The 13,737-nt window shown below is 73.0% G+C and carries 10 protein-coding genes; 6 read left to right on the top strand and 4 right to left on the bottom strand.

Annotated features, from left to right (window positions below):
- Positions 1–55: 55 nt before the first annotated feature.
- The 3 genes from OG472_RS14555 to OG472_RS14545 are packed head-to-tail and all read left to right on the top strand — an operon-like array spanning position 56 to position 3,772.
- Positions 56–1,045 (top strand): ATP-binding cassette domain-containing protein, encoded by a 990-nt coding sequence (locus OG472_RS14555; RefSeq protein WP_405829761.1) that lies wholly within the window; start codon positions 56–58, stop codon positions 1,043–1,045.
- The gene (locus tag OG472_RS14550) at positions 1,017–3,110 is read left to right on the top strand and encodes a YhgE/Pip family protein (RefSeq protein WP_401601263.1); all 2,094 of its coding nucleotides are present in this window, start codon (positions 1,017–1,019) and stop codon (positions 3,108–3,110) included. The genes OG472_RS14555 and OG472_RS14550 overlap by 29 nt, the downstream gene beginning before the upstream one ends.
- Positions 3,111–3,139: 29 nt before the next feature.
- Positions 3,140–3,772 (top strand): TetR/AcrR family transcriptional regulator, encoded by a 633-nt coding sequence (locus OG472_RS14545; RefSeq protein WP_383575245.1) that lies wholly within the window; start codon positions 3,140–3,142, stop codon positions 3,770–3,772.
- Between the two features lie 447 nt (positions 3,773–4,219).
- Here the strand turns inward: OG472_RS14545 and OG472_RS14540 are convergent, their stop codons facing one another.
- The 4 genes from OG472_RS14540 to OG472_RS14525 form a co-directional block, all read right to left on the bottom strand.
- Positions 4,220–6,640, bottom strand: coding sequence for a transglutaminaseTgpA domain-containing protein (locus OG472_RS14540; RefSeq protein WP_405829760.1), 2,421 nt, complete (start codon positions 6,638–6,640; stop codon positions 4,220–4,222).
- Positions 6,637–8,013 carry a DUF58 domain-containing protein gene (locus OG472_RS14535; protein WP_401601257.1) on the bottom strand — a complete coding sequence of 459 codons (1,377 nt, stop codon included), beginning with the start codon at positions 8,011–8,013 and terminating at the stop codon, positions 6,637–6,639. The genes OG472_RS14540 and OG472_RS14535 overlap by 4 nt, the downstream gene beginning before the upstream one ends.
- On the bottom strand, positions 8,013–9,023 hold the full coding sequence (locus tag OG472_RS14530; RefSeq protein WP_383575251.1) for an AAA family ATPase: 1,011 nt from the start codon (positions 9,021–9,023) through the stop codon (positions 8,013–8,015). Before OG472_RS14530 ends, OG472_RS14535 begins: the two co-directional genes overlap by 1 nt.
- A 137-nt stretch (positions 9,024–9,160) precedes the next feature.
- Positions 9,161–9,712: a beta-class carbonic anhydrase gene (locus tag OG472_RS14525; RefSeq protein WP_401601255.1), complete on the bottom strand. Its 552-nt coding sequence runs from the start codon at positions 9,710–9,712 to the stop codon at positions 9,161–9,163.
- Between the two features lie 341 nt (positions 9,713–10,053).
- Here OG472_RS14525 and rsmH point away from each other — a divergent pair, with 341 nt between their 5' ends.
- The 3 genes from rsmH to OG472_RS14510 all read left to right on the top strand — a co-directional run bounded on the left by rsmH (position 10,054) and on the right by OG472_RS14510 (position 13,724).
- Positions 10,054–10,983 carry a 16S rRNA (cytosine(1402)-N(4))-methyltransferase RsmH gene (gene rsmH, locus OG472_RS14520; RefSeq protein WP_401602452.1) on the top strand — a complete coding sequence of 310 codons (930 nt, stop codon included), beginning with the start codon at positions 10,054–10,056 and terminating at the stop codon, positions 10,981–10,983.
- Positions 10,980–11,477, top strand: coding sequence for a hypothetical protein (locus tag OG472_RS14515; protein WP_401601252.1), 498 nt, complete (start codon positions 10,980–10,982; stop codon positions 11,475–11,477). The genes rsmH and OG472_RS14515 overlap by 4 nt, the downstream gene beginning before the upstream one ends.
- A 237-nt stretch (positions 11,478–11,714) precedes the next feature.
- Positions 11,715–13,724: a peptidoglycan D,D-transpeptidase FtsI family protein gene (locus OG472_RS14510; protein WP_401601251.1), complete on the top strand. Its 2,010-nt coding sequence runs from the start codon at positions 11,715–11,717 to the stop codon at positions 13,722–13,724.
- Positions 13,725–13,737 lie beyond the last annotated feature (13 nt).

The following is a 13,737-nucleotide window of genomic DNA, read 5'->3' as shown; positions in this document are numbered from 1 at the left end:
GGAAGAGGGTGATAGTTTTTGAACTGACCGGTCAGTTCAAAAGAAGGGGGACGGCGTGGACAGCCAGCACGGCGCGGCCGTCAAGGCCGAGGACTTCGGACTCAAGGGCCCGCGCGGCTGGGTCTTCCGAGGAGTCGGCATCGACGCGGCGCCCGGCTCGCTCATCGCGGTCGAAGGCCCCTCCGGCAGCGGCCGGACCTGCCTGCTCCTGGCCCTCACCGGACGGATGAAGGCCACCCAGGGCCACGCCGAGATCGACGGGCACCGGCTGCCGAAGCGGATGGCCGCCGTCCGCCGGATCGCCGCCCTCGGCCACGTCCCCGGGGTCAACGACCTCGACCAGGCCCTCACCGTCGCGGAACAGCTGCGCGAGGGCGCCCTGCTCCACCGCCGCTACGACGGCCCGGTCCGCGCCCTGCTGCGGCCCCGCGCCGAGCGCCGCGCCCGCGCCGCGGCCCGGATCGACGAGGCCCTGGCCGCCGCCGGACTGGACCTCGACACCCTGCCCAAGGGCGCGCGCACCTCCGTACGGGACCTGGAGCGCCTGGAGGCCGTACGGCTGTCCGTGGCCATCGCCCTGCTGGGCTCCCCGCGACTGCTGGCCCTCGACGACCTCGACCTCAAGCTCTCCGACACCGAGCGCACCGAGGCCTGGGCCCTGCTCCGCTCGATCGCTGCCCGCGGGACCACCGTCCTCGCGGTGTGCAGCGAGGCGCCGGCCGACGCGGTGGCCCTGCGGACCGGCCCGGAGGAGCCGGACGCACCCGACGCACCCGACGCGCCCGAGGCGCCCGGCGCCGCACCGCGGGCCGCCGACCGGAAGGTCACCTGGGGAAGCTCCGCGAAGAGCGCCCCCGACGCGGACACGGATGCCGATGCGGACGCCCGCCCGGACGCCGTCCCGGACACCGACGCCGCCGCTGAGAACGACGGCGACACCGCCCGTGACACCGACACCGCCGGTGAAACCGACACCGACACCGACACCGAGAACGACGACACGAAGGGGGAGGACGATGCGCTCGCCGAAGCTGGCCGCGCTTGAGATGAAGCGGTTCGGGCGGGGGAAGCTGCCCCGGGCTGCCCTCGTCGCGCTGCTCCTGCTCCCGCTGCTCTACGGAGCCCTGTACCTCTGGTCCTTCTGGGACCCGTACCACCGCCTCGACAAGGTGCCCGTCGCCCTCGTCAACTCCGACCGGGGCGCGACCGTCGACGGCAAGCGCCTGGACGCGGGCGGTGAGCTCACCAAGAAGCTCCGCGACAGCAAGACCTTCGACTGGCGGGAGGTGAGCGCCGAGAAGGCGGCCAAGGGCCTGGAGGACGGTACGTACTACCTGACCCTGACCATGCCGGCCGACTTCAGCGAGAAGATCGCCTCCAGCGCGGGCGAGGACCCCGCCACCGGCGCCCTCCAGGTCCGCACCAACGACTCCAACAACTACGTCGTCGGCTCGATCTCGCGCTCCGTCTTCTCCGAGGTCCGCTCGGCGGCGTCCACCAACGCCTCCCGCGGTTTCCTCGACAAGATCTTCGTCAGCTTCTCCGACCTGCACGACAAGACCGCCGAGGCCGCCGACGGAGCCGACAAGCTCAAGGACGGGGCGGGCAAGGCCCAGGAGGGCGCCAAGGAGCTCGCCGACGGCCTCGACACCGCCGGGGAGAAGAGCGGCGAGCTCAACAGCGGACTGAAGAAGCTCAACGCGGCCGCCGCCAAGCTGGAGACCGGCACGCGGGACGTCGCGAACGGCACCCAGGCCGTCGCCGACAAGGTCAACGGCGCGGCCGACAAGGCCCGTCCCTTCGTCAAGGACCCCAAGAGCCTCGCGGCCACCGCCGAGCTGGTCGCCGACAGCGCGAAGGTGGTCAACAACCACCTCGACAAGTTCGTGGAGAAGGCCCCGGCCGCCGCGGCCGTCGCCAAGCGGGCCTCCACCGGCGCCGACGCCTACTACACCAAGCACTGCGTGACCCCCGGCGGCGAACCTCACCTCGCCTCCTGCCCCGACCTGAAGAGGGTCCGGGACGACACGGCCGAGGCCGCCGAACTCAGCGGTGACGTCAGCACCCTGGCCAAGAACGCGAGCGGGGACGTGGGCAAGCTCCGCACCCAGCTGACCGACCTGGAGAACAAGGCCCGCGAGCTCGCCGACAAGGCCCCGCAGCTCGCGGGCGACCTCGACGCGGCCGTGGCCAAGGTCAACGCCCTCAACACCGGCGCCCACAAGGTCGCCACCGGCATGGCCCAGCTGCACACCGGCCTCGGCTCCGCCACCACCGGATCCGGCAAGCTCACCGACGGCGTCGGCAAGCTCGGCGACGGCGCCCACCGCCTCGACGGCGGCATGTACAAGCTCGTCGACGGCACCGGCGAGCTCGCCGGCGGCCTCCACGACGGCGCCGGGAAGATCCCCGACTACGACCAGCAGCAGCGCGACGCCCGCACCGAGGTCATGGCCGACCCGATCAGGCTCGCCAACCAGTCCCTGCACAAGGCGCCCAACTACGGCACCGGCTTCGCGCCCTACTTCATCCCGCTCTCCCTCTGGGTCGGCGCGATGGTCGCCTACATGCTGATCGCGCCCATGAACCGGCGCGCCCTGTCCGCGGGCGCCTCGCCCTGGCGGATCGCCCTCGCCGGCTGGCTGCCCGTGGTGGGGATCGGCGCCGCCCAGGTCGGCCTGCTGATGTCCGTGCTCCACTGGGCCCCGGGCCTCGGCCTGAAGATGGCCCACCCGGCCCTCACCATCGCGTTCCTGCTGCTGGTCACCGCCTGCTTCGCGGCGATCATCCAGTGGCTCAACGCCAAGTTCGGCGCGGCCGGGCGGATCCTCGTCCTCGCCGTCCTGATGCTCCAGCTGACCTCGGCGGGCGGCACCTACCCCGTGCAGACCAGCCCGGACTTCTTCAACGCCGTCCACCCCTACCTGCCGATGTCCTACGTGGTCGAGAGCCTGCGCCGCCTCATCACCGGCGGCGACCTCGGCCCGGTGTGGCAGGGCTTCGCGGTCCTGGCGGCCTTCACGGTCGGTGCCCTCGCCCTGACCTCGCTCGCCGCCCGCGGCAAGCAGGTGTGGACGATGGACCGACTGCACCCGGAACTGAGCCTGTAGGGACGTGTTGACCTGTGACAATCAGCGCCATGGACAGCAGCAGCACCGGTACGGGTACCGGCGGGAGCCGTCGGCAGGCCACCCGGCAGAAGCTCTACGAAGCGGCCGTGACCCTCATCGCGGAGCAGGGCTTCTCCGCGACCACCGTCGATGAGATCGCCGAGCGGGCGGGCGTCGCCAAGGGCACCGTCTACTACAACTTCGCGAGCAAGAACGACCTCTTCGAGGAGCTGCTGCGGCACGGGGTCGGGCTGCTGACGGCCTCGCTGCGGACGGCGGCGGAGGAGACGGAGGCGCGCGGCGGGAGCCGGGTCGAGGCGCTCGACGCGATGATCCGCGCCGGCCTCGTCTTCATCGACCGCTACCCGGCCTTCACCCAGCTCTACGTCGCCGAACTGTGGCGGACCAACCGGGCGTGGCAGTCCACGCTGATGGTGGTCCGGCAGGAGGCCGTGGCCGTCGTGGAGAAGGTGCTGCGGGAAGGCGTCGAGCGCGGTGAGCTGAGCGCCGAGATCGACGTGCCGCTCACCGCGGCCGCGATGGTCGGGATGGTGCTGGTGGCCGCGCTGGACTGGCAGTCCTTCCAGAGCGAGCGGTCCCTCGACGACGTCCACTCGGCGCTGTCGCTGCTGCTGCGGGGCCGGGTCAGCGGCAACCGCTGAGCCCGTCCGGCGCGGCGACCACCCCCCAGTCGGCGGTGCCGCGGGGGCGCGGCAGCCCGTACAACTGGTGGGGCCTGCCGCGGCGGCTGAGTATCCGTACCTAGGCACGGAAATGAGTACGCGCGCGGATGGCTCCCACCTGCGCAGACGCCAGACTGGGAGCAACGGACAGGAGACCCGGTCCGCACCGCCGACACGGGGCTGCGGAGCGGACCGGGTACCTCCTCACCGTGACCGGGCGGGGGATTCGAACCCGGTGATGCAGTACGCGAACGCGGCGGGGCTCGGGGGGATCGAGCCTCGCCGCGTTCTCGTGTCCGCGGGTTCAGCCGTCTCCTCCTGGGCGCCGCCCGGCAGCCCTCAAAGCCCGGGGCCCGTCCCGAACCTGCGCCTCAAACGCCGGCGGGGCTGGTTATTCCAGCCCCGCCGGCGTTTGAGGCGTGGACTTCAGCCGCGGTTCCGGAGGGGGAGGCGGCGGCGGGCGGTCGTGAGGCTCGTCGAGACCGCCGAGGCGACCGTGGACCAGCGGGCCGACGCCGACCAGGCGAGGCGGGTCGCCGAGCGGGGGAGGAGCAGGGCGCGCAGGCGGGCCGGACGGCTCACCGCGGCCAGCAGGCCCGTGCGGGTCAGCAGGACGTCGTCCGCCAGCCCCGCGTACGAGACCTCCGCGCCCGGCGGCGCGTACAGGGCCCGTTCCACCGCGCCCGCGACCCGGTGGACCGCTGCCGCGGCCTCCGCGTCCAGGCGGCCCAGGTCCACGACCCGGCCCGCCGCCCGGCGCGGGGACAGTGCCTCGTCGGGGACCACGCCCACGTCCCAGGCGGCATCGCCCAGTTCCCGCCACGCCGTCAGGACCTCCCCGGTCCCCAGGCGGCGGGCCCGCAGCCGGTTCCGCCACAGCAGCGGCAGCAGCGGCAGGGCGAGGACCGCGAGCACGGCCGCCACCCAGCCGAGGACCGTCGTCACCGACGGCCCGTCGCCGCGGGTCGGGCCCTGCGCGGCCGCGGGCGCCGCGCACTCGCCGAGCTTCTTCAGCTCGGGCGGGCACTCGGCGGACGCCGACGGCGCCGCCGACGGCTGCGCGGCGCTCTGCGAGGGCAGCGGCGCCGGCGCGGACGGCTGCGGGGCCGTCGGCGTCTGCGGCCGGGAGTAGTCCGGCACGTTGAGCCCGGACCGCGGCGTCGGCTCGAACCGGGTCCAGCCCACGCCCTCGAAGTACAGCTCCGGCCAGGCGTGCGCGTCCCGCATCGACACGTTCACGCTGCCGTCCGACTGCTTCTCACCGGGCGTGAAGCCCACCGCCACCCGTGCCGGGATGCCCAGGGTGCGGGACATCGCCGCCATCGAGAAGGCGAAGTGGATGCAGAAGCCTTCCTTGTCGTCGAGGAACCGGGCCACCGCTTGCGGGCCCGTGCCCGAGGCCGTCCTCGTGTTGTAGCGGAAGCCACCGTTCACGGCGAAGTAGTCCTGCAGCTTCACCGCCCGCGAGTAGTCGTCCTTCGTCCCCTGCGTCACCTGGCGGGCCCGGTCGGCGACCACCGGAGGCAGGTTGTCCGGCACCTTCGTGTACTCGGCGCGGATCTCCGGATCCGGCTCCGGGGCCTTCTGCAGCTGCTGCGCCGTCGGCTTCAGCAGGAGACTGCGCACCAGGTACTGGGCGCCCTGGACGTTCTGGAACCTGTCCCGGCCCAGCTGGTCCCCGACCAGGGTCCGGCCGGCCGGCTCGAAGCGCCACTTCCCCTCGATGTCCACCGACGTCGCCGGATACGGCATCGGGAGGTAGCGCTGGATGTAGCCGTCCGCCGCGGAGATGGTGGTCGCCACCTCCGTCGCGCTCGCGCGGACCTGGTCGCCGAGCCCCGGCGGGGGAGGCAGCTGCTTCGGCACGTCGCTCAGGGCCCGCCCGGAGGCCTCCCACTTCACGCCGTTGAACTCGTCCAGCGCGACGATCCGCAGGTACTGCTCGCTCTGCTGCGGGTTCTCCGTCCGGTACTTGAGGATCACGCGGTTGTCCTGCGTGTTCAGGTTGCTCTGCAGGGAGACCAGCGGGTTGACCGCCGAGATCGTCCCGCCCGTACCGCTGCCGCTGTCGCCGCCGTCCTGATTGCCGCCCAGCAGCCCTCCGCCGAGCGCTGGCAGTGCCGCCGGCACCGCCAGCGCCACGCCCAGGGCGATCGCGCCGATCCGCCGGCCGAACCGCGCCGGGGCCGTCGCCTGCCCGCCCGCACCGGTGGTGAGACCGGAGTCGGCGGCGCCGCGTGCGCGCGGGGCCGCGCCGAAGACCCGGCCCCACTGGGCGAGCTTGTCGCGGCCCTCGGCCAGCAGCATCAGCAGGTACCCGCAGCCCGCCAGCAGGAAGGAGAGCCAGGAGGCATCCCCGCCGCCCGACAGACCCGCGGCCACCGAGTACAGCGCGAGCAGCGGCAGCCCGGCCGCGGCGGCCGTCCGCAGGGCCACCGCCAGGGTGTCCACGAGCAGCCCGATCAGCAGCATGCCGGAGACCAGCAGCAGCCGGATGCCGTCCGTCAGCGGGGCCGGGATCGCGTACTCGCCCACGTCCCGGACGCCCTGCCCGAACAGCGAGCCGAAATCGTCCACCAGGTACGCCAGCGGCCCGCTCCCCGTGGACTCGCCCTTGCCGGCGAAGAGGAAGACGAGCAGCAGCAGGGACACCAGCAGCTGCGCGGCCACGGTCAGCGACCGCGCCAGCGGCACCCGCCGGGCCCCGGCCCCCACCGCGCTCTGGACGGCCAGCAGCAGCGCCCCCTGCAGCAGCCACGCCTGCGACTCGACCAGCGGGGCCAGCGACCACGAGGTGAGCAGCGTCGCGAGTGCCGCGAACAGCGTCAGTTTCGCCCGCCCGCTCATGCCCGGCCTCCGGAAGTCCCCGTACCGACGCGAGCGGTGCCGGCCTGGCGCCACAGCTCGCCGAAAGCGACCCCGGGCGGGGCGGCCAGTGCCGTCCAGCCCGCGTCGCGCAGCCTGCGCAGCCGCTCCTCCAGCGGGGCCACGGCGTGCCCGGGTGCGGGCTGCCCGCCCCAGGCCTCGGAGTCCAGTACGAAGGCCACCGCACCCGAGGTGCGCTGGCGCATCCTGGCCACCAGTTCCGTCTGTACGTCGTCCAGGTCGCCGAGGAAGGCGATGAGGAGCCCGTCCCCGCCGCCTCCGCCGAAGCTTCCGGCACCGGCGCCGCGCACCGCGTCGTAGGCCCGTGAGAGGCCGGCGCCGTCGGAGTGCCCGATCACGGCGAGGGTGTCCATCATCAGCCCGGCGGCCTCCGCGGACTCCTGGCCGCCGGCGGAGAAACCGCCCCCGCCGTCGCCGGGCACCGAGTTGCCGGTGTCCGTGAGCAGCCGTACCGAGAAGCCCTGCTCCAGTACGTGCACGAGGCTGGAGGCGGCCGCCGAGACGGCCCACTCGAAGGCGGAGTCGGGGCCCGCGCCGTCGAAGGCGAGGCGCCGGGTGTCGAGCAGGACGGTGGCCCGGCTGCGCTGCGGCTGCTCCTCGCGGCGGACCATCAGCTCGCCGTAGCGGGCCGTGGAGCGCCAGTGGACCCGGCGCAGGTCGTCGCCGCGCCGGTAGCCGCGCGGGATCACGTCGTCGTCACCGGCCAGGGCCAGCGAGCGGCGGCTGCCGTCGCCGTAGCCGTTGGACTCGCCGGTCAGCCGGACCGGCGGCAGGGGCTCGGTGCGCGGGATGACGGTGAGGGTGTCGTAGGTGCTGAAGGAGCGGGTCAGCTCGACCAGCCCGAAGGGGTCGGTCAGCCGCAGCTGGAGCGGGCCCAGCGGATAGCGGCCGCGCAGGTCGGAGCGGACCCGGTAGGACACCTCGCGGCGCCCGCCGGGCTCGACCCGGTCCAGGACGAAGCGGGGGCGCGGGCCCAGTACGTAGGGCACCCGGTCCTGGAGCATCAGCAGGCCGGTGGGCAGCCGGGAGACGTTGTCCATGCGCAGCTGCACCCGGGCCTCGGCGCCCGCGGGCACCCGTCCCGGGCTCAGCCGGCGGCTGCCGGAGACCCGGTAGCGGGTGCGGTGCAGGGCGTAGACGCAGATCAGCGGCAGGGCGGAGAGCAGCAGGCCGACCCGGAGCAGTTCGCCCTGGCCCAGGACGTACGCGCAGGCGGCGGCGGCTATCCCGGCGGCCACGAACGAGCGGCCGCGGGTGGTCAGCCCGGACAGCGACGCGCGGAACCCGCCGCCGTCCCCCGGGCCGCCGGCGCCGCGCGGGGCACCGGCGCTCATCAGAAGCCCCGGATGCCCGCGCCGGGCGGCATCTCGCCGCGGGCGTGCGCGGCCGGGACGGGGGTGCGCTGCAGGATGTCGTGGACGACCTGCTCGGCGGTGCGCCGGTTCAGCTGGGCCTGCGCGGTGGGCAGCAGCCGGTGCGCGAGGACCGGGGCGGCCAGGGCCTGGACGTCGTCGGGCAGGACGTAGTCCCGGCCGGCCAGCGCGGCGGAGGCCTTCACGGCGCGCAGCAGGTGCAGGGTGGCGCGGGGCGAGGCGCCGAGCCGCAGGTCGGGGTGGCTGCGGGTGGCGGCGACCAGGTCGACGACGTAGCGCCGGACGGGCTCGGCCACGTACACCTCGCGGACGGCCTCGATGAGCTTGATGATCTCGTGGGCGTGCGCGACGGACGTCAGGTCGTCGAGCGGGGAGACCCCGCCGTGCACGTCGAGCATCTGGAGCTCGGCCTCGGGGCTGGGGTAGCCGACGGAGACGCGGGCCATGAAGCGGTCGCGCTGGGCCTCGGGCAGCGGGTACGTGCCCTCCATCTCCACCGGGTTCTGGGTGGCGACGACCATGAACGGGCTCGGCAGCGTGTACGTCGTGCCGTCGATGGTGACCTGGCGCTCCTCCATCGACTCGAGCAGCGCGGACTGGGTCTTCGGCGAGGCGCGGTTGATCTCGTCGCCGATGACGATCTGCGCGAAGATCGCGCCCGGCTTGAACTCGAACTCGCGGCGCTGCTGGTCGTAGATGCTGACACCGGTGATGTCGGAGGGCAGCAGGTCCGGCGTGAACTGGATGCGCTGCACCGAGCAGTCGATGGACTTGGCGAGCGTCTTGGCGAGCATCGTCTTGCCGACGCCGGGGACGTCCTCGATCAGCAGGTGCCCCTCGGCGAGCAGTACGGTCAGCGCGAGGCGTACGACCTCGGGCTTGCCCTCGATCACGCTCTCGACCGACTGGCGCACCCGCTCCGCCGTGCTGGTCAGATCCGCGAGGCTCGCTCGGTCGTCATACGTCGTCACCTTGGTTCTCCTCGGCCCTTTTCCAGGGCCGACGCCCTTGGCGCATGACCGGCCCACCCCGAAACACGGACACCGGTCCCGGGGGATCCCGGGTGGTGCCACCCCGCATTCTTGACGGCGTTACGGCCTTGTGTCACTCAAGAGCTGGGATCGATCTCCCGCAGGAGCCCGGTGTGCACATCGAAGACGAAGCCTCGCACATCGTCCTTGTGGGGCAGGAACGGGTTGGTGCGAACCCGCTGCATGGACTGGCGGACGTCCTGGTCCACGTCGCGGAAGGCCTCGACGGCCCAGGCCGGGCGCTGGCCGACCTCGTCCTCCAGCTCGTGCCGGAAGTCCTCGGTCAGGCTTTCGAGACCACAGCCGGTGTGGTGGATGAGTATCACCGTGCGGGTGCCGAGGGCGCGCTGGCTGATGGTGAGGGAACGGATGGTGTCGTCCGTGACCACGCCGCCGGCGTTGCGGATCGTGTGACAGTCGCCGAGCTCCAGGCCGAGCGCCTTGTGCAGGTCGAGGCGGGCGTCCATGCAGGCCACGACGGCGACGTGGAGCACGGGGCGGGCGTCCATCCCGGGGTCGGTGAACTCCGAGGCGTATCGCTGATTCGCCTCGACCAGCCGGTCGGTGACGGATCCGCCGACGGATGCCTCGGACGCGGACTCTGCAGGCAGGGATGCGGAAGTCGTCATGGCTACGACGTTAATGGTCACGGCAGGCAAAGGCCTCGGGTGAGGGCGGACAAAGAACGCCAACGCGCCTTGTTGTGAGCTAACCCACAGGGGTGGGTACGAGGCGGCCGTTCGGGTGATTCACGGCTTTTGTCGGTTGGGTCCGAGAGCGGTGCACGGCGCGCGGGGCGGTTCGTTGACCGCGGCGACCGTTGCACTAAAGTGACGCGAACCGGCCGGAGCCCGGCCCTGACCGGCCGCCCGGCCCCCTGGTAACACTCCGCGTGCGCGGCGCGGCGTATGCCTGCCGCGCCGTTATCTGAGAGGGCGCTTTGACTAGCGAGTCCCGACATGTCCCGGTGATGCTCCAGCGGTGCCTGGACCTGTTGGCCCCGGCGCTGGAGAGGCCCGGGGCCGTCGTCGTCGACTGCACCCTCGGCCTCGGCGGCCACAGCGAGGCCCTGCTGACCCGGTTCCCCGAGGCCCACCTCATCGGCCTCGACCGCGACAAGGAAGCCCTGCGGCTCTCCGGCGAACGCCTCGCACCCTTCGGCGACCGGGCCACCCTCGTCCACGCGATCTACGCCGACCTCGCCGAGGTCCTCGACGGGCTCGGCATCCCCGCCGTCCAGGGCATCCTCTTCGACCTCGGCGTCTCCTCCATGCAGCTGGACGAGGCCGACCGCGGGTTCGCGTACGCCCAGGACGCGCCGCTGGACATGCGCATGGACCAGACGACCGGCATCAGCGCCGCCGAGGTCCTGAACACCTACGCGCCGGGCGAGCTCGTCCGGATCCTGCGCCAGTACGGCGAGGAGAAGCAGGCCAAGCGCATCGTGTCCGCGATCGTCCGGGAGCGGGACAAGGAGCCCTTCACCAACAGCGCCCGTCTCGTGGAACTGATCCGCGACTCCCTGCCGCAGGCGGCCAAGCGAACCGGCGGCAACCCGGCGAAGCGGACCTTCCAGGCCCTGCGCATCGAGGTCAACGGCGAGCTCTCCGGCCTGGAGAAGGCCATCCCGGCGGCGGTGGACCGGATCGCGGTCGGCGGCCGGATCGCGGTGCTCTCGTACCACTCGCTGGAGGACCGCCTGGTCAAGCAGGTCTTCGCGGCCGGCGCGGCCTCCACGGCCCCGCCCGGGCTGCCCGTCGTACCGGAGAAGTACCAGCCGAAGCTGAAGCTGCTCACGCGCGGAGCGGAACTGCCGACCGAGGAGGAGATCGCCGAGAACCGGCGGGCCGCCCCGGCGAGGTTCCGCGGGGTCGAACGCATCCGGGAGGCGCGACTGTGACCAAGGCCGGGAAGGTCGCCACGCTGACCCGCGGCCAGGCGGCCCGGCTCGGCCGGGCGCTCGGCGGCCGCCCGGCCCGCCCCCGCCCCGGCGGGCAGGCCGCGCGGATGCCGTTCGTCCTGCTGGTCGTGGCGCTGCTCGGCGGCGGTCTGATCAGCCTGCTGCTGCTGAACTCGGCGCTGAACGAGGGCTCCTTCCAGCTGACCCGGCTGAAGAAGGAGACCACCGCGCTCACCGACGAGGAGCAGGCGCTCCAGCGGGACGTGGACGCCTACTCGGCGCCCGACGCGCTGCAGCGCCGGGCGCAGGAGCTCGGGCTGGTCCCGGGCGGCAGCCCCGTCTTCATCGGCCCGGACGGCAAGGTCGCCGGCACCGCCGCCCCGGCAGAGGCCTCCCCGAGCCCGACCCCGCCGCCGGCCGCACCCCCGGCGTCGGCCGCGCCTGCCTCCCCGGCCCCGCCCTTGCAGCAGCCCAGCCAGACCCCTGGAAGGTGACGTCGTGACCCCGATGGCAGGCGGTATCGCGGTGGCGGGGCTCAGCCCTGCGGGGCCTTTCCCCACCCCGCCCTTTCGCCGTTCCCCGGGCTCTGACCGGACCCGGTCCTCAAACGCCGGACGGGCTGAAAGATTCAGCCTCGCCGGACGAATCCAGCCCCTCCGGCGTTCGAGGAGCGGGGTCCGGGGCGGAGCCCCGGGTCTTTCGGCCTCGCCGGCGTATGGGGCGGTGGCCGCGTGAGCCCGCAGGAGCCGCCTCGGCGGCGGGTGCCGGGACCGGCCAGGCCGCCCCGCCCGGGCGACCGGGCCCGGGCCACCGCCCGCCCGGCCTCGCGCCCGGCGACCCGCAGGCCCGCGGCGGCCAGGCGGCCCCACACCATCCGCCTCGGCAGCCCCCGCCCCCGGCTCCGCCTCGTCAGCGTCGGCCTGACCCTCGTCATGCTCGCGTTCGTCGTCCGGCTGCTCCAGGTGCAGGCCGTCGACGCCTCGACCTTCTCCGCCGAGGCCTCCAAGAACCGCTACACCAGCGTCAAGCTGGCCGCCGAGCGCGGCGAGATCACCGACCGCCGCGGCGTGGCCCTCGCCACCAGCGTCGACGCGTACGACATCACCGCCGACCCGAAGATGTTCACCCCGCAGGAGAGCAAGGCCCCGGACGCCCCCGCGCAGGCCGCCGCCCTCCTCGCGCCCATCCTCGGCAAGGACGCCAAGGAGCTCACCGCCAAGCTGAGCACGAGGAACAGCCGGTACGTGATCCTCGCCCAGCGCCAGACCCCCCAGGTCTGGAACCAGATCAAGGACCTCCAGCGGGTCTTCCGGGACAAGGCGACGGCCGACAAGAAGAACAACGGCCCCGGCGCCAACGTCCTCGCCGGCGTGTTCAAGGAGGACAGCAGCAAGCGCGTGTACCCGAACGGCGACCTCGCCGCCGGGATACTGGGTTACGTCAACGCCGACGGCAAGGGCGGCGGCGGCCTGGAGTCCTCCCTCGACAAGAAGCTGTCCGGCAAGGACGGCGAGATCACGTACGCCCAGTCCGGCGGCCGCAAGGTCCCCACGGCCGGTTCCAGCGAGAAGCCCGCCGTCCCCGGCGAGGACATCGCGCTGACCATCGACCGGGACATCCAGTGGGCGGCCCAGAGCGCCATCGCCGAGCAGGTCCAGAAGTCCGAGGCCGACCGCGGCTACGTCATCGTCCAGGACACCCGCACCGGCGAGGTGCTGGCCATGGCCAACGCCCCCGGCTTCGACCCCAACGACCTGACCCGGGCCAGCTCCGCCGCCATGGGCAACGCCGCACTCCAGGACGTGTACGAGCCCGGCTCCACCGCCAAGGTGATGTCGATGGCCGCCGTGCTGGAGGAGAAGAAGGCCACCCCCGAGACCCGCGTCGAGGTCCCCAACCGGCTGCACCGCGGCGACCGGCTGTTCAAGGACGACATCGACCACCCGACCTGGTACCTGACCCTCAACGGGGTCCTCGCCAAGTCCTCCAACATCGGCACGATCCTGGCCACCGGCCAGCTCGGACCCACCCAGCCCGAGGCCAACAAGGTCCTGCACTCCTACCTGACCAAGTTCGGCATCGGCCGGCCCACCGGGCTGGGCTACCCCGGCGAGTCCCGCGGCATCCTCGCCGAGCCCAAGGACTGGTCCACCTCCCAGCAGTACACGATCCCCTTCGGCCAGGGCCTGTCCCTCAACGCCATGCAGGCGGCCTCCGTGTACTCGACCATCGCCAACGACGGGATCCGGGTCGAGCCGACCCTGGTGCGCGGCACCAAGGGCCCCGACGGCCGCTTCACCCCGGCCCCGGCCCCCGAGCAGCACCGCGTGATCAGCTCGGAGACCGCCAAGACCCTCGCCGCGATGCTCGAATCCGTCGTCGACGACCAGGAGGGCACCGGCACCAAGGCGAAGATCCCCGGCTACCGGGTCGGCGGCAAGACCGGCACCTCCAACCGGGTGGATCCGGCCACCGGCCGCTACAAGGGCTACACCGCCTCCTTCGCCGGCTTCGCACCCGCGGACAACCCGCGGATCACCGTCTACTGCGCCATCCAGAACCCCACGAAGGGCAGCTACTTCGGCGGCCAGATCTGCGGCCCCATCTACAAGAAGGTCATGGAGTTCGCCCTCAAGACCCTCCAGGTCGCCCCCACCGGAACCTCCCCCGCCGGGCTGCCGGTCACCTACGAACCCGGCCCGCAGCCCGCCCCGCAGCCCAGTCCGCAGCCCGGTCCGTGACCCACAGCCCGGT

The sequence above is a fragment of the Streptomyces sp. NBC_00207 genome (assembly GCF_045160965.1).
In the GTDB taxonomy this organism is placed as follows: Bacteria; Actinomycetota; Actinomycetes; order Streptomycetales; family Streptomycetaceae; genus Streptomyces.
Note: the sequence above shows the minus strand (reverse complement) of the source record. Positions and strands in the feature narration are given on the sequence as shown.

Coding starts and splice junctions, on each gene's coding strand:
- OG472_RS14550 (WP_401601263.1), top strand. CDS start 1,017: ATGCGCTCGCCGAAGCTGGCCGCGCTTGAGATGAAGCGGTTCGGGCGG.
- rsmH (WP_401602452.1), top strand. CDS start 10,054: ATGCTCCAGCGGTGCCTGGACCTGTTGGCCCCGGCGCTGGAGAGGCCC.
- OG472_RS14535 (WP_401601257.1), bottom strand. CDS start 8,013: ATGAGCGCCGGTGCCCCGCGCGGCGCCGGCGGCCCGGGGGACGGCGGC.
- OG472_RS14540 (WP_405829760.1), bottom strand. CDS start 6,640: ATGAGCGGGCGGGCGAAACTGACGCTGTTCGCGGCACTCGCGACGCTG.
- OG472_RS14525 (WP_401601255.1), bottom strand. CDS start 9,712: ATGACGACTTCCGCATCCCTGCCTGCAGAGTCCGCGTCCGAGGCATCC.
- OG472_RS14545 (WP_383575245.1), top strand. CDS start 3,140: ATGGACAGCAGCAGCACCGGTACGGGTACCGGCGGGAGCCGTCGGCAG.